We start from the raw sequence: 16,906 nt of genomic DNA on the forward strand, positions 1-16,906 counted from the left end.
GGTGTGCCTATTTCCACGCGGTGAAGTCATGAAAATTTGGGATAGATAAATTGGTGAAATATCTTACTCGTTTCTAAGGTCTCTATTTTCAGAGCACGTCAATTTAGGAAATGTAATGCGCGTATTAATATCATTAATTTTAAGCTTAATGTTAGGTGCTTCGGGTCACGCTTTGGCTACGACTGAAACTCAAGCATCCACTCATTTAAAGACTATCGTGTTAGGTTCTGGTTGTTTTTGGGGTGCTGAAAAACATTATGAGTCACTGGATGGAGTGATTGACGCGGAATCGGGTTACGCGGATGGAAATGGCTTCATGGCGACATACCGTGAGATAACGAAACGATCACGTAAAATGGATCCTAATAATTATGCTGAGGTGGTGAAAGTAACTTACAACACACAAAAGCTGGCTACTCGAAAATTACTTGAGGCCTATTTTGAAAGCCATGATCCGACTCAATTGAATCGGCAAGGTAACGATGTAGGGACGCAATATCGCTCGATTATTTTGACATCGGATGATGAACAACTTCAAGAAGCAAAACAGGTCATGCAGGAGTATCAACGCTTATTGACAAGAGCAGGGTATGGCGACATAACGACAATCGTCAAACCTTTGAACAGTTTCTTTCCTGCTGAAGAATATCACCAGAACTATCTTGCGAAAAACCCAAACGGCTATTGCCCAGATCACAGTACAGGGGTTGTTTTTAAGCCAAAAAAAGAAATGGCAGTTGACAATAGCTTACTTAAAAAGGGCAAACACATTGTTGTGATAGAGTCTCGAAGCTATTGTCCGTACTGCGAAAAGTTCAAAAGTAAAGTAGTCAATGACTATCAAGGTGATATTCGGATTACCTATCGTTTTGCAGACCAGCTAGATGGCCTCATCGTGAAAACGGCGACTTGGGCAACCCCCACTATTTTATTTATGGACAATGGTATGGAAGTGTATGGAGTGCAAGGATTTATGGACCGAGATTCATTTTATAAAGCGCTTGGCGCGTTCAAATTAGGTGATACGGAAGCGTTCCACGTGGCCTTTTCAAAAAGTACCGATAGACCGTTCTGTAAACAATACGAATTGTTTAAATATACCAAAGAAGGCACATTCGTTGATAAGTTGAGTGGAGCGGAACTCTTTAGAACCTCGGATAGATTTAATTCAGGAACAGGATGGTTATCGTTCACAAAGCCGGTTGAGGGAAGCGTAACATTTCATCAAGACTTGAGTCATGGCATGGTGCGAACGGAACTGCGTTCCAAATCGAGCGGTATCCATTTGGGCCATGTTTTTAAAGGTGAGGGACCAAACGGTGAAGATAGATACTGTATTAACGCCACAGTTTTAGATTTTATCGAGAGAAAATAGCCTGTTTGCTCTCCCTAACTTAGTATTGGTGGCATTGTGATTTTGCGGTTTCAATTATGCGATTAAGTGTGCCAGTTTGCTTGAATCGATTAATGGCATCATTGATGTTTTCTAGAATGGTGTAACTGTTTTTTACCCTTTTGCTAATGGCAAAATAGAGAGGGTTATAGGCTAAACTTGGCTCGACGATGTCTAATTCGGAGAGCCACTGTCTTTTTTGTGTTGACGTTTCCTCAGACATCAAAATACTGCTCTGAATGACCTGAGGATCCCCGATAATAATCTCAACACGTTTATTCATCAGCAGGCGCGATAATTGTAGGTCATCTACCGCTTCGACGATACTTAGCTTTCCAGCGTCCATTAATGCGTCAAATTCTGGTGTATTTTGATACCCACGAACCACACCTATCATTTTATTGATAATACTCAATAGATTACCATTGAACTCAAGTTCAGTATCTTTGAGTTTTAAAAAGTTGATTTCGCCACCAGGGATTGGTGCGGATAGTCTGAGTAAATCTGTCCGATGCATGCCTGTAACAACATCAGAAGGTGCATTGGCTTCAATAAAGTATTCGGGGAACAGTACATCCGCTTTCCCTAATTCGGCTTCCCTTACCGCACGAGCCCAAGGCAAAAATTCAATATAGACGCCGTAACCTGCTTGGTGGAAGAGGGCAACGGTGAGCTGGTAGACCCACCCTTTGTTACAAAGTGAATCATCAATATAAGGAGGCCAGTTTAATGTGACTAATCGAACAACGTTTTCTCGGTCATTATTAAATAAAATGCCATTTTTATAGGCTTTTCCAGTTACAACATGAAGCTCAGACTCATATTCATAAGTCACATTGAACGGTCTGTCAGCAAAACTAGTAAAAGGAAGAAACAAACTGAATATCAACAACAATCGGTACACATGTATCACATAATTTGATTCGACTTTCGTTCAGTTTAGGAGAAAAGAGAAGTTTTTGGCAATGTGAGAAACAAGTTACCTTTGCTGTAATGAAGTGTAATCGGAAAAACCGCGCATCAGAACTAAAATTACGTTAGTCGAGTTTGAGCGTGAAGTAGTATGTTATGCCAAGTGCGTTGTTGTTTAATCCGCTAGTCCAGTACCGATTTGATTGTATTCAGAAGGTGGTCGAAGACGATGTTGTCCTTGATACGTATAATGATGCCTACTCTATTGAGGAGCAATCTGATTTAAACGGTACTTATATTGTTAGAGGCAATATTTACACAGGAGAACAGCATCACGAAGCCATGTTCATCCACGATGGGAACATTGAAGCGGTAGGGAACTATTGGTCGGTATTGCAGCTTGCCAACGACACGGGTTTCGCTGAAGAGCTAAATACCATTGAGTTAGCTGAACGTGAGTGTGTTGTGCCTGGATTCGTACTACCTAGAGTGGATTGGCTCGCAGGACTTGCGACACACTCCTGGATCCATCTTGGACCTTTCGGTCTGCAAGCAAATTGGCAACATCCGATGCCAAACTACAATCTACACTACATCGGAAAAGCAATTTCCTATTACGAGAAGAGCCTACCTGCGAATCAGTGGTTAATTGGATACGGTCTTGATGAAGAGTTGCTTCCCTATACTCCGTTTGACAATACCGACACCGAAGAACATCTAATCAACTTTCTCGACAGCTTAGCGGTGCAACGACCTATCTGTATTTTTGAGAAACACGGTAACGTCGCATATGTAAACAGCCTAGCAGCAACAGCACTGTATTTAACACTTGATGACGCTGATCGGGCGAGATATCCCAATATCCGGCTGTTTCTGCGTTTTTTGGAGCAAAATAAAGGATTAAGAAGTCGTCAGTTTTCGTGGTTAGCTAAGGTTATCCCCGCAGATCAACTAAATTTGTCATTTCAATCCGTACATGAGTTAAGTCAGAGCTATGCTTTTGAAGCGATAAAACAAGGGATCACTGCCATTGGCGTAAGAGCGGATGAAAGTTTGTTGAGCCTAGTTAATCATTCTGCCAAACCGCTAAAAGTGTGTAAGACTTTATTGCAAGAGGACACAAGTGCTATTCCTTCGTGTTTATTGGGAACGTCGATTGCGTATCCCGATGAAATTGGCTTCGATGGATATAATTTGTCACGGGGAGGAGAAAAGCTTAATACGGAAACGTTATTCCCCTATCGCACAATACTCGAGCAATCGCCAATGATGACATTTGCCTGTGAATTTCCAGAACGACCGTTAGGTGCTCTTCGCTTGTTAAATCATGCCGTGAATCGTGAAATGTTAACCGCGCCGGGATATGTCGGCATTGCACAGCGAAAGTTGCACCCAGAGGAGGCACTGCCTTTGTCGAGCGCTTTGGCATGCATAACCTCAAATGCGGCACGTTGCCTTGAAAGCGCCAATCAGTTTGGCGCTTTACAAGCTGGTGGTGCAGCGGATTTTGTCGTGCTTTCCGACAATCCGTTTATTCATTCAGTCAAATTGGAGGACGTTCACGTTAAACAAACTTGGGTAGATGGTAAGTGTGTTTACGAGTCTGTCATTTCATAATCGGCTAAAAGTTTACGTAGCGCAGAAGATGCTTTAATAAGTTGAATATTCATCCGCTTTACTTCATGTATCGATAGGATCAACTCAGTGGCTTTCTCATGTGTAAGCTTATGAGTCAAAGAGGCGTCGTAAATAACCTGTTTTTGTTTATCAATGCTTTTTAAATAGGCACGATATCCGCGTTTAAAGTTCATTGAATCATAATCCGTGGTTACTAAACTTTGCCAAAGCGTTCGTTCTTCCGCAAAGTTCTCATTAAAAGGGGCTAACGAATTATTTAATTTCGAAATTAACTGGATAACGGTATCTAAACGCAAGTGGCTTTTTGCAAGAACGGTTAATGCCCGAGCTTGTGCTTTAGTTAATGGAGTTTCACTCAGCTTATCTAAGTATTCAGCGATGCGCTTTTGTTTTGAACGAATGCCATCCATGATTTTGTCTAGCGATGTGGCCGAACTGTCAGATTGAGCGGCTACATGCCCCAATTTCATAAGTTGATCTAACAGCTCATTACTAATCGCTTTTACTGCGGTATCTGGCAGCAAAAGGCTGCTTGCATCCACGTATTTTAGGGCGACAGTTTTGCCTTTGAAACGGTTTGACAACCACCCTACGAGTCGGTCGGTCATTGGCCACATTAACAGCACACCCATAATGTTAAAGAGGCTATGGAAAATGGCTAAACTGATAGCGGGACTCGACTCAATCGCAAGCTTTACCTCAAGTTGATGAATTAACTCCAGAATAGGCGTCATCAATAAAACTGCCACAAGCGCGGTAAGCAGGTTAAAAATAACATGTAGCCAAGCAAGGCGTTTTGCACTTGCGGTGGCCGCAAGAGTACTCATTAGAGCAGTAGAGGTTGTACCAAGGTTTGCTCCAATTACAAACGCTGCTGCCACATGTATGTCCATAGTACCGGTTGATACCGCTGTTAATACAAGAGCGATAACGGCGACAGAAGCTTGCATAAGTGCGGTGAGCAGAGTACCGATGAGTACCGCAAGTAATAAACCAGTTAGCCCAGACTCAGACAGAAATGGAATGTCTAAGCTAAATCCAGAGGCATCGAAACTCGATTTGAGGAAAGATAAACCTAAAAATAAGGCGCCAAACCCAATTGCTGCATCGCCAGCACCCTTTATGGCATTTTTAGAACCAAACAGCTTTGCAACAGCGCCAAGCCCAATTAATGGCAACGCAAATGCATCGATTTTGAATTGCACACCGACAAGTGCGATAAACCACCCAGTGAGTGAAGTACCGACATTGCTGCCATACACGACAAATGCAGCCTTGCGCAAGGAGAGTACGCCTGCATTAACAAAGCCTATTGTTGCGACAGTTATCGCGCTTGAGCTTTGCACCGCGACCGTCGCTGTTGTGCCAAACAGCACACTTCGAATTGGTGTAGTAGTCCAAGTTTCAAGCGCTTGTAAGAATTTAGGACCAGATGAAGCTTTGAGTCCGCTACTCATCCAATCCATACCAAGCAGTATCAAGCCGAGTGCACCGAAGGCAATAAGAAGCTGATCTGTCATAAAATAACCATATAATTGTAATCCTTTGCGTATCTAGAAATCATAATTCAAAACGCCAAGTAAGAAAAAGCAGACTTACTATATCCACGTTTATGGTACACTACTTTGATATAACTAAAGGATTTAGTAAATATGCATCAAATGGATATGGATAAACTACAAACGTTTATCTCAAAAGCAAAACAACTCAAACGGGCTGTTACACGTTATTCGAAGCCGATTACCCCAAAGTTACCTCAATCATTAGAACCCCCAGCTGATTTGCAAGACTTGTTCGGCAAATTAAATCGTCTTTGCGCGACGAACTTGTCGGATGGTTGTTATCCCATATTTCTATCATCAACGTCCGTGCTGGTTAAGGTGCGAGCTGGCACAGAGGTAGGCATCAACGAATATTAAGGATTGTATATGCGATTAAAAGAAAAAGTTGCGTTAATTACGGGAGCTGCGCGTGGGATTGGTCTACAAATAGCGAAACGATTTTTAGAACATGGGGCCACAGTGATACTGACCGATAAGGTTTCGTTACCTTTTGAGATTTCAGAGCTGGGTGACAATGCCTACTTCATGCAACTTGACGTCACACAAGACACGCATTGGAAACAAACATTAGACTGGGTAAGCAAGCAGTTCAGTGGTTTGGACGTGTTAGTAAATAACGCTGGCATAACCGGATTCGAGGAATTTCCAGAAGCTCATGACCCCGAAAACTTTAGTATTGAAGCATGGGAGCACGTGCATGCCACGAATTTACTGGGTGTTGCACTTGGGTGTAAATATGCCATTGGAGCCATGAAAACCCGTGTCTCGGGTAGCATTGTCAACATTTCATCGCGTTCTGGCTTAGTTGGGATCCCGGCAGCGGCTGCGTATGCATCAAGCAAAGCCGCAATCAGAAACCACACTAAATCGGTCGCTTTGTATTGTGCTGAAAAAGGCTATCCAATTCGTTGTAACTCGGTTCATCCCGGCGCAATTTTTACGCCGATGTGGGCTCAAATGTTACCAACGGATCCCGAGGAACTTGACGTTGCAAAGGCGGCTATTGCGGCGGATGTACCATTAAAGGTGATGGGCGAACCCGACGATGTCGCGTATGCGTGTATTTATTTGGCATCAGATGAATCGAAATACGTGACCGGGATCGAATTAAACATCGATGGCGGATTACTCGCAGGAACGTCAGCTCGCCCTCAAAATTAAATTGCCTGCAAACATAACTCGAGGGCAGTCGACACACTGTTTTTACTGTTTTTACTGTGTTGCGTCATGCAGACTAGACATATGACGAACTCATTAATGCGACCATTTAATTGGTCGCCATGCGAAAACGATAGATTCGATTTACCTCTTCCGAATGTTATTCGCTGTTTACAAGTGCGAATTCAGTAAATCGTAAATTCAAATTTTAACAAGTAATTCTTGAGCATCGTTTTAACTCCTTTTATTTTGTAAATTGCCATAATTAGAAAATATTATGCAATAAAAACAAATGATTAATGGTTTTTTGGATAAAAAAGAATCAGTTTATTCGTTAAAGTTATATAAAATATATTGTATACATTGTTTATTTGATGTTAATTTTCGATCGCCCAATCGGGTTTGGATACAACATTGAAGGTACAATATGAAACTAAATAAAATAATGATGGCGATGCCGATTCTAGGATTAAGCCTTAGCTTACAAGCAAATACAAATGACGTTCGAGATTTTGCACCGCTAAAAAATGAACAAATCGATGTGTCAGCACATGCGCATGCAAACACAGTTGACAGCCGAGCACCTCAAAAATCTCAACAAGCAGAGCATGTCGCTCATCAACTCAAACTCAGTAAGCAAATTTTGAATGTGGCAGCGTCCGATGCGCTAGCAACATGTGACACTGCGGCGTTTGTTAATGCATCAGCTCAAACGGTTGTTTCGCAGATCACCAATCAAGGTCCTGATTGCGTCAATGATTTATTTTCGGCGAGTGCAGGGCAACAAGTTGGCATTTTTACGTCGGAAAAAATGATTGCGGTTGCGCAAAGCACAAAAGCGGCAGCGCAAAGCTACCAAGGTGATGGAAACGCCGATATCGAAGCGCTCATTTTATTTTTGCGAGCGGGTTTCTATGCTGAATTTTATAACGATGGTGTCACCTTCTCAGCTGAAGTGACGACGCAAGCACGTGCCGCGATAGATGCGTTTGTTGCGAATAGCCATTTCTATGACAATAGCGACGCACATGGAGCTGTATTGGGTGAATTCCTAATTGCAATGGACAGCACGGAGCTTCAGGATGTTTATTTACCAATCGTAAAAACGTGGTTGTCAAAATGGGATCAAAACTATGCTGCAACACGCAATATGCGTCGTGCGGTAAACAATGTCTTCACGCTTTTATATCGAGGCCAATGGAACTCCAATTACGTTAACCTTGCTAAAAATGATGCGCAACTTGTCGATCTGCTTGCGCAATTTACACAAAAAACGTGGATGGTGGGATCGGACGCTGAATACCTTGCGGTAAACGCAGCTGGTGAGCTTGCGCGTTTAACTAAATATTCTGATGGTAATATTCAAACTAAAGTCGATGCGGCGCTTAATACACTGTTTTCTACTTATAAAAGCTACGGATATGGTGATGCACTTTGGTTAAATGCGGCAGATGTTGCAAGTTACTATTCCGATTGTAGCAAATACAATATTTGTAACTTCGATAAAACGCTCGAATCGCAAGTGCTTACTCAAATGCACGACTGTAGTTCTACAATTAAAATTCGTGCACAAGAACTGACTGCATTACAGCTACAATCAGCCTGTACCACTATGGAAGCAGAAGAATCTCGATTCCACACTAGCCTAACAACAAACAACCAACCGGTTGCGAACGACAACAATACGTTCTTACAGGTAAACATCTTTAATAGCAGTGCAGATTATCAGAAATACGCGAAAGCGATTTTCAAAATAGACACTAATAACGGTGGAATGTATTTGGAGGGAGACCCAAGTAAAGTAGGAAATCAAGCAAACTTCATTGCTTATGAAGCAAGCTACGCTAAGCCAGATCACTACGTCTGGAATTTAGAACATGAGTACGTGCATTATCTTGATGGTCGATTTGACATGTATGGTGATTTTAACGCGCCAACAGAAGACGTGGTTTGGTGGAGTGAAGGCGTTGCCGAATATATTGCGAATCAAAATGATAATCAAGCTGCAATTGATACTGTAAAAGATGGCAGTGTGTATTCCCTTGGTGAAGTATTTGCAACCACTTACGATGGTTTTGATCAAGACCGTATTTATCGCTGGGGCTATCTAGCTGTGCGTTTTATGTTTGAACGTCATTTTTCGGAAGTCGAGTCAATGCTGTCGAAAACGAGAGTGGGGGATTGGGCGGGCTATAAAGCAAAGACAAACAGCTGGGCAACTAGCTATGCAAACGAGTTTACACAGTGGACTCAAGACTTAGCGGCGGGTTCGTCAAACCAAGCTCCAAATGCACAAATCAATGGACCATATGAAGCAACTGCGGGTCAAGTTATTGCGTTCAGTAGCAATGGCTCTAACGATCCGGATGGTCAAATCACAAGCTATTTGTGGGATTTCGGTGATGGGACGCAAAGTAACGAGGCAAATCCGAGTCATACGTTCGTAGGCGAAGGCACTTATAACGTGAAGCTCACTGTAACGGATAATCAGGGATTATCCTCACAAGTTACGACGACAGCTAAGGTATTAGCGAGTAACACAGGAACTGTGTTAAACAAGGGGGTTGCGGTAACGGTGAATGGTAGTCAAGACGAAGAAAAGCGTTTTACATTCAGTGTTCCAAGTGGGGCGACCGATTTAAGTTTTGTGATAAGCGGTGGCACTGGTGATGCGGATCTCTACGTCAAGTTCGATAGTGCACCGAGTACAACAAGTTTCGATTGTCGACCGTATGTCGGCGGTAATAGCGAACGCTGTGATGTTGCTTCACCAACTGCCGGGACTTACCACGCTATGCTACGCGGATACAACGCCTTCTCAAGTGTGAGCTTGGTTGCAAATTATACCTCACCAGCGAGCAATCTACCGGATGCTTGCGCTACTCAGGGTCCCGTAACTGGCGGTCGACTCTCAGCGGGTGTTGCGACGTGTTTAGGAAATACAGCCCCCATTTGGTTGAGTTTAGAAAACGTCAGTGGTCAACAAAGCATTAGTATTGAGACTGCAAATGGTTCGGGCGACCTTGGTTTAGAATACAGTAATGCAGGATGGCCAACAGAAAGTAATGTAGAGGCGAGTTCGTTTAGAACAGGTAATGGCGAATGCATTAATCTATCAAATCAATCGCAATACTGGGGTTACTTGAAGGTGACTGGTAACGCACAAGGTGCAACTATTTTAGTTAAATATAACGATGGGTGGTGCAACTAGCCCAAACGTTAAACGTCGTCATAAACCCAATTCAAATAAAGTTGGGTCAATTTTAAAAGGCTGGAATGTATTCCAGCCTTTTGTTTTATTGATCTTTATATACATTTTGCGGGTTTTGGCAGGCCAGCAATTTTTGTGGCTTGTTTTGCGGGGCCTTTTGGGAAGAGTTTGTAGAGATACATGCTGTTTCCTTTATCTTCACCAAGAGCTTTGGCCATAGCTTTAACAAGCATACGAATTGCTGGACTCGTTTCATATTCAATATAAAAGTTCCTGACAAAATGAATCACTTCCCAATGTGCTGGGGAAAGAACGATTTTCTCTTCTATAGCGAGTAACTCGGCAAGTTCTTCGGACCATTGTGTATAGTCGAGCAAATAACCGTGTTTATCCGTTTCAATTGTGTTGCCATTAAATTCGATCATGACCTACCAAGTAATATTTGTTTTATGTGCGAGTACAAGAGCGACAAACTCTTCATCGGTAATTATTTTAAAGGGAGCTGGCGCTTTCACATCTCGAGCTTGTGCGCATGAATCAAGCAGGTACTTATTACCCTTTAAATCCACAAAGCGTGAAATGCTAAAACTAGCATCTTGAGTCAGCAACACACTATCGTTTTCAGTCAGCATTGCGAGTTGATGCGATTTCAATTCTGCACTAGTAAAGATGTACAAGGTATTCATCATAACGTGACCACTTTCTCAAAAGAGTTTATCAAAGTGCTTTGTTCATCACTTGATAATACTTTTATCTCTAACGCTAAACTCTCTGCAGTGAGACCACTGGCTTCGAGGCACTGTTGGCTTACGTAAAGCTGATCAACATCGTATATATCAAGCGTTTTCATTGATTTAAATACATCTTTCATACCAAGGACTTTTGGATTCTGGTTTTTGCGAAGCGAGTGAATACTTTGTCCAACAAATAACCATGCAACTTCTGCATCAACAGCAGCAAAAATAAGTGCCATATCTAGAGCGTCTTTTAAACTGCTCAGATGGTAGGGCGCGTGTTCTGTTATTACCAAGACTTTAGTCATTTGAATTGCACCCATCTATCCGCTTTACTGGTTTTCATTGCAAATTCAGCCAAACCGGCCACGTCGAATAGACCAGTATCTGCTGTTACGCCTCGATTCTCCGCAGCGGTAACACACAAAAGTAAGGGAATCGATAGAGCCTTTAAGTCTAACCAAAGCTGATTAATACTCAGTTGGTCTGTTGGTTGACTGATACCGTCTTGAGCGTGATACACGCCGTCTTGATATAAAAAGACACAATCAATACGATGCCCATTTTTCAATGCGGCTTGTGCAAATCGCGAAAGCGACTGTAAAGCACTAAGCGCGCTTGGTGAGCTGTGCAGTGATAAAACAAATGATGCCAAAAGTAATCCAAAAAAAAGCCCCAAATTTGGGGCTTATTTTAGCAAACTATTTTGCTTAGTCATCACTGGCACCTAAAAGAGCCAACAATGACGTGAAAAGGTTATAAATATTTAGGTATAAACTTACTGTTGCTAAGACGTAATTCGTTTCGCCACCGTTTATGATACGGCTCGTATCGAAAAGGATAAGTCCCGACATAATAAGCACAACGGCAGCATTAATAACCAAGAACATCAACGAGCTACCTAAAAATAGGTTAACTAGGCTTGAGATGATTACGACAATTAAGCCGACCATTAGGAAGCCACCCATAAAAGAGAAGTCTTTCTTTGTGGTTAAAGCGTAAGCGGACAATCCGAAGAAAATAAGCGCCGTTGAGCCCAGAGCTTGCATAATCAACATCCCACCATTAGGCATCGCTGCATAATGAGTCAGCAATGGTCCGAGACCAAATCCCATGATCCCAGTAAATAGGAATACAAGACCAATTGCAGATGAAGAGTTTGCTTTTTCTGAATAACGAATAGCAACACGAGTCCGATTAACGAACAAATCATGCCAGTAAAACGAGGCAAAGCCATCGTCATTGAAATTCCAGCGGTGACCGCGCTGAATGCTAATGTCATTGCTAATAAAAAGTAGGTGTTTTTAAGAACCTTGTTCGTTTCGATAGAAGACGACAGGGGTCTTGCAGTTTGATACGACTGGTTAAACGCCATGCTTAACTCCTTAGTTAAAGCTATTTAATTTCCTATATGGTACCTAAAGTAAGGTTATCAAGACTGAACACATAGGGCAATTTAAACTCGATTATATAGACCTGCAGTGACTCAAAAAGTTCTAAGTAGATAAATTTTAATCAAAATGATCCTTTTATAAACGCATGTGACAAAAAGTAACCACTTAAACGTGTTTTTTAAAAAAACACTTCACATTACAAATTAGTTTCTCTATTATTCGCCCCGCTGCGGAGAGATGGCTGAGTGGTTGAAAGCACCGGTCTTGAAAACCGGCATACGTTAATAGCGTATCTAGGGTTCAAATCCCTATCTCTCCGCCACCTAATTTAGAGTATTGTACTCAAGTACAGTATTCATCGGTTTAGGAGAGATGGCTGAGTGGTTGAAAGCACCGGTCTTGAAAACCGGCATACGTTAATAGCGTATCTAGGGTTCAAATCCCTATCTCTCCGCCACATACAAAAAGCCGCTACAGTGTAGCGGCTTTTTTGCGTTTTGAGCTATACAATCACTCAGAATGCACCACTCCAATTCACTTACACCAATCTTTTATGATTTTGCGTTTGACTTGTGTCTAGGCTGTTTGTGTTCATTATACCAAAGTCGAGTTGTATATCGGCGCATCTTCGCCATGCTGTCTTGTAATGAAGCATGAAGTAGTGAAATTAATATGAAAGCAAACATTGTAAAAGGCGTAGGCTATTCGTTTTTATCGCCAATAGTTGTTGGCGTTGCGTTAGGGCTGTTTTATTCGTTGACATTAGAAGGGGGGGTCTAGTGCTACTTTCTTTGCGTTATTACTCAGTGCGGTAGCAAATGCGCATATTGTTGGTCTCGCCATGGCGTTGTTTGTAGTACCCATATACCTATATTCGGTTAAAAAAGGCATGGTGAATTACAGTGTGATTTTGACTGCCGGTTTGTTGGGTGGAGCTGTGTTCAGCTATATTTTCGCTGCCACATCTGGAGCTGCGTTTCTCGTCAATGCAATTATGTCGGGTTTAGCCGCTGGTTTGTTTTTATTCGGTTTACGCAGGTCGAGCGTAAAGCTTGCCTAAATTTTGTTCTAGGTGCGCTAAATTTACAGAGAAATAACACTTTTTCAGTGGAAAAGGTTTCATTTAGCGCCATGAAAGAGTACCTTAAGCTTCTGTGTATTTATTTTCGAAGTACTTCATGCAGAAGCAAGATTTTTACCAAAGTTTAACTCTTCAGGCTCGTGGGCTAACTGAAGGGGAGTCAAACCTAATTGCCAATATGGCAAACATCAGCGCATTGCTATGGATGTCGTTAGAAGACATTAATTGGGTTGGTTTTTACTTGATGGATTCTCCGAACGAGCTCGTGCTTGGTCCTTTCCAAGGCAAACCGGCATGTATTCGTATCCCCGTTGGTAAAGGCGTGTGTGGCACTGCAGTTGCGCAGCGTGCTACTCAACTTGTATTTGACGTACACGAATTCGCAGGTCATATCGCTTGCGATGCAGCTTCTAATTCGGAAATTGTAATCCCTGTCTATAAAAATGGTGAAGTTATCGCCGTGTTGGACATTGATAGTCCTTCTGTTGGCCGTTTTGATGAACAGGATAAAATCGGATTAGAAGCGTTAGTAAAAGCGTTTGAGGCAACGCTTTAATGAAAGATTTACTTCAAGTCCAAGACTATCTTTTCAGCCATTTTGATGTAGGTGATTGGGAAGGGGAAGAAGAGCAAGTTGCCGAAACACTCAACGAATTAATTCATTTTGCATGGGATCTTCTTCCTGACGATCTTGATTGTGAAACGATAGACGAAATTATAAATGGTATTTGGGAGCATCTTCGCGGCGACACAGCTTTGCTGGACGCTGAATTTGAAGAGCTAACTGACTGGGTTACGCAATATGTTCACTCATCTCTCGATGAGCAGATGTAATAAATAGGTTCAAAAATGGAAACCACAAACAAGCTAAAAGACATAAACGAAGTGTTGGAGTTCCTTTATAAGGAATTCCCTAATTGCTTCAAAGCCAAAGACGGCATCAAACCACTTAAAGTGGGTATATTTAAGGATATTGCGGAGCGCATTGAAGGCTCTGAGCACGTTAGCAAAACGCAGGTTCGTCAAGCACTTCGCAAGTATACGTCTAACTGGCGATACCTAGAATCTGTTACTCAAAATGAATTCCGTATCGATTTAGACGGTAATCAAGCAGAGAAAATTGAAGCAGAACATATTGAACATGCTCAAAAAGCGTTAGAAGAATCACGTGCTAAGCGTGCGAAAAAACCAGCACCTAAAGGCAAGCGTCCATTTGTGAAACGTGATGGTGCACCTCGTGAAGGCGGTTCGTCTGACACAAAACCTTACAAAAAGCGTCCATTTGATCGTAACAAAGGTGACGACAAACGAGCTAGAGTAAATAGTAAACCTGCTGAAGCGCCTGTGAAGCGTACTGGCAAAGTTGAGCTATTGCCTGCCTCTGAAGTGAAAGTAAATGCAAAGGTTAAAGTGAAACTTGGCCAGACGTTAGTAAACGCTACAATTACTGAAGTGAATAAAGACGAAGTATTTGTTGAACTCGTCACAGGAATGCAGGTCAAAACCAAAGCAGACAGTTTGTACTTTATCTAAAAAGGAGTCGCGTATGAGTAAAACTTGGTCACTCATTTCTTTCGCTGCAGCATTTGCATCTTTCGCTACGATTGCTTCGACAGATGAAATAACGGAAAAAGACATTCCCCATTTGAAACAGGAAAGTCAGCATGCAATAGCAAGTAAAAGGGTGACAAACTTATTTACTCGTGCGCACTACAAGCACATCGAGTTAAACGATGTGCTCTCTGCTCAAATTTTTGATCGCTTTGTCGACACCATTGATTTTAACAAAAGTGTCTTGCTACAAAGCGATGTTGATGCCTTTAAAAAATATCAAAACGCATTTGACGATGGGTTAACTTCAGGCAAGTTAGACTTTGCTTTTGATTTTTTCAATTTAGCCCTACAACGTCGTTTTGAACGTTACGAGCACGCCATTTCATTACTTGATAAAGAAATGACTTTCGATAAAGAAGACGACTACGAGTTTGATCGTGAAGACGCCACGTGGGCGAAATCTACGGCTGAACTTGATGAGATTTGGCGTCAACGGGTTAAATATGATGCATTGCGTCTAAAAATGACGGGTAAAGATTGGGCTGGCATAAAAGACGTTTTGACGAAACGCTATAAAAACGCGTTAAAACGTTTGGTTCAATCAAATGCAGAAGATGCTTTCCAAATCGTCATGAACTCATTTGCCCGCAGTATTGAAGCACATACTTCTTATCTTTCTCCGCGCCGCGCAGAGCAATTCAAAATGGATATGGAGCTTGAGCTAGAAGGTATCGGTGCTGTACTTGGCTATGACGAAGATTACACGGTGATCCGCAGCCTCGTCCCCGGTGGACCCGCGGATAAATCTGAGCAAATAAAAGCCGACGATAAAATTATCGGTGTCGCACAGGATAAAGAAGACTTTGTTGATGTGATTGGCTGGCGTTTAGACGATGTAGTCGATCTCATCAAAGGTCCGAAAGGCACCAAAGTCCGTTTACAGTATCTTAAAGGCGCAGACGCTCACGGTACACCAAAAGTGGTTGAAATCGTACGTGACAAAATCCGTTTAGAAGACCGTGCGGCGAAATCTGAAGTTTTCCATGCAAATTATTCGAATTTAACGAGTAAAGTAGGGGTGATAGAAATCCCGAGTTTCTATAATAATCTCTCTAAAGACGTTAAAGCCGAAATTGCGAAATTAAAAGAAGAGAAAGTCGATGGGATCATTATCGATCTTCGTCAAAACGGCGGTGGTTCGCTCTATGAAGCGACTCAATTGACCGGTTTGTTTATCGACCAAGGTCCTGTGGTTCAAATTCACACGCTTAACAACCGTATCGAAGCACAAGAAGACCGAGATGGCGTAGTCTTTTACAATGGCCCTATGACGGTTTTAGTGGATAGATACAGCGCATCCGCTTCCGAGATATTTGCGGCTGCAATGCAAGATTATGGTCGTGCCGTTATCATTGGCGAGCAAACTTTTGGTAAAGGGACGGTCCAACAACACAAACCACTTGGCCGAGCTTATGATCTGTATGACAACGCGCTAGGTAGCGTGCAGTATACGATTGCAAAGTTCTATCGCATTAACGGTGGTAGTACTCAACATAAAGGTGTTGTACCTGATATTTCGTTCCCGTCTGCAGTTGACCCAGCTGATTGGGGTGAAAGCCAAGAGGATAATGCACTACCTTGGGATAGTATTTTACGAGCCAAGTACAGCACAGTTGACGCATTAGGTGGTGCAGTGAGTTACTTAAGCGAATTACACAACAAGCGCATTAAATCTGAGCCAGAATTTAACTACGTGTTTGAAGACATTGAGCGCTACAAGAAAGAAAAAGACGATAAGACGATTTCACTTGTAGAAGCTAAACGTGTTCAAGAACGAGAAGAGCGCGATGCAAGATCATTGAAACGAGCAAACGAGCGTTTAGTACGTCTTGGCAAAGAGAAAATCGAAACGTTAGATGATGCCCCAGAGGTACTTGCTGAGCTTGACCCATTTTTGGAAGAAGCCGCTTTGATTACGCAGGATTTAATCACCTACGGCCGACTGGCTAAGAATACAAAATAAGCAAAAAAGGCGCCTTAGCGCCTTTTTTATTACGCATCTCCTGCTTGCTTTGGTATGATGGCGTCTTTATACCAATGTCTATTTATCAGTGCTCAGTTCAAATAGGATGTTGGCTGCCAATGGTAAATCCTTAGTGGATTGTGCAATTTAACTAACACATAAGCCGTGGTCGCTATGAAGTCTAACTGAGAGACGTGCAAGTAAATCAACTGAATGCGAGTTCGGCCAATGTATCTATAGAGAGCA

The 16,906-nt window shown here is 42.3% G+C and carries 15 protein-coding genes, 2 tRNA genes and 2 pseudogenes; 12 read left to right on the plus strand and 7 right to left on the minus strand.

The annotated features are described in order from the left end of the window. The first annotated feature begins 148 nt into the window (after positions 1-148). Positions 149-1,375 carry a peptide-methionine (S)-S-oxide reductase MsrA gene (msrA, locus tag NI389_RS00125; protein ID WP_308362589.1) on the plus strand — a complete coding sequence of 409 codons (1,227 nt, stop codon included), beginning with the start codon at positions 149-151 and terminating at the stop codon, positions 1,373-1,375. A 19-nt stretch (positions 1,376-1,394) separates the two neighbouring features. Here msrA and NI389_RS00130 read toward each other — a convergent pair whose 3' ends face one another. Next, positions 1,395-2,297: a substrate-binding periplasmic protein gene (locus NI389_RS00130; protein ID WP_308361038.1), complete on the minus strand. Its 903-nt coding sequence runs from the start codon at positions 2,295-2,297 to the stop codon at positions 1,395-1,397. Between the two features lie 164 nt (positions 2,298-2,461). Here NI389_RS00130 and NI389_RS00135 point away from each other — a divergent pair, with 164 nt between their 5' ends. Then, entirely contained in the window at positions 2,462-3,922 is a 1,461-nt protein-coding gene (locus tag NI389_RS00135) for an amidohydrolase family protein (RefSeq protein ID WP_308361039.1), read from the plus strand. Here NI389_RS00135 and NI389_RS00140 read toward each other — a convergent pair. Further along, positions 3,901-5,463 carry a Na/Pi cotransporter family protein gene (locus NI389_RS00140; protein WP_308361040.1) on the minus strand — a complete coding sequence of 521 codons (1,563 nt, stop codon included), beginning with the start codon at positions 5,461-5,463 and terminating at the stop codon, positions 3,901-3,903. The genes NI389_RS00135 and NI389_RS00140 overlap by 22 nt on opposite strands. A gap of 132 nt (positions 5,464-5,595) precedes the next feature. Here NI389_RS00140 and NI389_RS00145 point away from each other — a divergent pair, with 132 nt between their 5' ends. The 3 genes from NI389_RS00145 (at position 5,596) to NI389_RS00155 (ending at position 9,874) form a co-directional block, all read left to right on the plus strand. Continuing rightward, entirely contained in the window at positions 5,596-5,862 is a 267-nt protein-coding gene (locus tag NI389_RS00145) for a hypothetical protein (RefSeq protein WP_308361041.1), read from the plus strand. A gap of 9 nt (positions 5,863-5,871) precedes the next feature. Then, on the plus strand, positions 5,872-6,666 hold the full coding sequence (locus NI389_RS00150) for an SDR family oxidoreductase (RefSeq protein ID WP_308361042.1): 795 nt from the start codon (positions 5,872-5,874) through the stop codon (positions 6,664-6,666). Positions 6,667-7,090: 424 nt separating this feature from the next. After that, positions 7,091-9,874, plus strand: a complete 2,784-nt coding sequence (locus NI389_RS00155; RefSeq protein ID WP_308361043.1) for a collagenase — start codon at positions 7,091-7,093, stop codon at positions 9,872-9,874. A gap of 95 nt (positions 9,875-9,969) precedes the next feature. Here NI389_RS00155 and NI389_RS00160 read toward each other — a convergent pair whose 3' ends face one another. From NI389_RS00160 to NI389_RS00180, 5 genes and pseudogenes are all read right to left on the minus strand, one after another. Continuing rightward, positions 9,970-10,299: a TusE/DsrC/DsvC family sulfur relay protein gene (locus tag NI389_RS00160; protein WP_308361044.1), complete on the minus strand. Its 330-nt coding sequence runs from the start codon at positions 10,297-10,299 to the stop codon at positions 9,970-9,972. Between the two features lie 3 nt (positions 10,300-10,302). After that, positions 10,303-10,563, minus strand: a complete 261-nt coding sequence (locus tag NI389_RS00165) for a hypothetical protein (RefSeq protein WP_308361045.1) — start codon at positions 10,561-10,563, stop codon at positions 10,303-10,305. Beyond that, a complete protein-coding gene (gene tusC, locus NI389_RS00170) occupies positions 10,560-10,916 on the minus strand; it encodes a sulfurtransferase complex subunit TusC (RefSeq protein WP_308361046.1) in 357 nt (118 codons plus the stop codon). Before tusC ends, NI389_RS00165 begins: the two co-directional genes overlap by 4 nt. Then, positions 10,913-11,263 (minus strand): sulfurtransferase complex subunit TusD, encoded by a 351-nt coding sequence (gene tusD, locus NI389_RS00175; RefSeq protein ID WP_308361047.1) that lies wholly within the window; start codon positions 11,261-11,263, stop codon positions 10,913-10,915. Before tusD ends, tusC begins: the two co-directional genes overlap by 4 nt. 55 nt (positions 11,264-11,318) lie before the next feature. Then, positions 11,319-11,983, minus strand: a pseudogene (locus NI389_RS00180) (Bax inhibitor-1/YccA family protein). A gap of 250 nt (positions 11,984-12,233) precedes the next feature. Between NI389_RS00180 and NI389_RS00185 the strand changes: the two are divergent. From NI389_RS00185 to prc, 7 genes and pseudogenes are all read left to right on the plus strand, one after another. After that, positions 12,234-12,324 (plus strand) — tRNA-Ser (locus NI389_RS00185). A 44-nt stretch (positions 12,325-12,368) separates the two neighbouring features. Then, positions 12,369-12,459 (plus strand) — tRNA-Ser (locus NI389_RS00190). A gap of 215 nt (positions 12,460-12,674) precedes the next feature. Further along, a pseudogene (locus NI389_RS00195) lies at positions 12,675-13,062 on the plus strand (hypothetical protein). 118 nt (positions 13,063-13,180) lie between these two features. Continuing rightward, positions 13,181-13,639, plus strand: a complete 459-nt coding sequence (locus NI389_RS00200) for a GAF domain-containing protein (RefSeq protein ID WP_208843122.1) — start codon at positions 13,181-13,183, stop codon at positions 13,637-13,639. Then, entirely contained in the window at positions 13,639-13,917 is a 279-nt protein-coding gene (locus NI389_RS00205; protein ID WP_308361048.1) for a hypothetical protein, read from the plus strand. Before NI389_RS00200 ends, NI389_RS00205 begins: the two co-directional genes overlap by 1 nt. 15 nt (positions 13,918-13,932) lie before the next feature. Next, positions 13,933-14,616, plus strand: coding sequence for an RNA chaperone ProQ (proQ, locus tag NI389_RS00210; protein ID WP_308361049.1), 684 nt, complete (start codon positions 13,933-13,935; stop codon positions 14,614-14,616). A gap of 13 nt (positions 14,617-14,629) precedes the next feature. After that, the gene (gene prc / locus NI389_RS00215) at positions 14,630-16,660 is read left to right on the plus strand and encodes a carboxy terminal-processing peptidase (RefSeq protein ID WP_308361050.1); all 2,031 of its coding nucleotides are present in this window, start codon (positions 14,630-14,632) and stop codon (positions 16,658-16,660) included. The last annotated feature ends 246 nt before the right edge of the window (positions 16,661-16,906 follow it).

Origin of the sequence: Pseudoalteromonas xiamenensis (assembly GCF_030994125.1) — a bacterium.
GTDB classification, from domain to species: domain Bacteria; phylum Pseudomonadota; class Gammaproteobacteria; order Enterobacterales; family Alteromonadaceae; genus Pseudoalteromonas; species Pseudoalteromonas xiamenensis_B.

Excerpts from the sequence above, each read along its gene's own strand:
- NI389_RS00160 (WP_308361044.1), bottom strand. The coding sequence starts at position 10,299 with ATGATCGAATTTAATGGCAACACAATTGAAACGGATAAACACGGTTAT.
- proQ (WP_308361049.1), top strand. The coding sequence starts at position 13,933 with ATGGAAACCACAAACAAGCTAAAAGACATAAACGAAGTGTTGGAGTTC.
- NI389_RS00165 (WP_308361045.1), bottom strand. The coding sequence starts at position 10,563 with ATGATGAATACCTTGTACATCTTTACTAGTGCAGAATTGAAATCGCAT.
- NI389_RS00155 (WP_308361043.1), top strand. The coding sequence starts at position 7,091 with ATGAAACTAAATAAAATAATGATGGCGATGCCGATTCTAGGATTAAGC.
- tusC (WP_308361046.1), bottom strand. The coding sequence starts at position 10,916 with ATGACTAAAGTCTTGGTAATAACAGAACACGCGCCCTACCATCTGAGC.
- NI389_RS00150 (WP_308361042.1), top strand. The coding sequence starts at position 5,872 with ATGCGATTAAAAGAAAAAGTTGCGTTAATTACGGGAGCTGCGCGTGGG.
- NI389_RS00200 (WP_208843122.1), top strand. The coding sequence starts at position 13,181 with ATGCAGAAGCAAGATTTTTACCAAAGTTTAACTCTTCAGGCTCGTGGG.
- msrA (WP_308362589.1), top strand. The coding sequence starts at position 149 with ATGTTAGGTGCTTCGGGTCACGCTTTGGCTACGACTGAAACTCAAGCA.
- prc (WP_308361050.1), top strand. The coding sequence starts at position 14,630 with ATGAGTAAAACTTGGTCACTCATTTCTTTCGCTGCAGCATTTGCATCT.
- NI389_RS00205 (WP_308361048.1), top strand. The coding sequence starts at position 13,639 with ATGAAAGATTTACTTCAAGTCCAAGACTATCTTTTCAGCCATTTTGAT.
- NI389_RS00135 (WP_308361039.1), top strand. The coding sequence starts at position 2,462 with ATGCCAAGTGCGTTGTTGTTTAATCCGCTAGTCCAGTACCGATTTGAT.
- NI389_RS00145 (WP_308361041.1), top strand. The coding sequence starts at position 5,596 with ATGCATCAAATGGATATGGATAAACTACAAACGTTTATCTCAAAAGCA.
- NI389_RS00140 (WP_308361040.1), bottom strand. The coding sequence starts at position 5,463 with ATGACAGATCAGCTTCTTATTGCCTTCGGTGCACTCGGCTTGATACTG.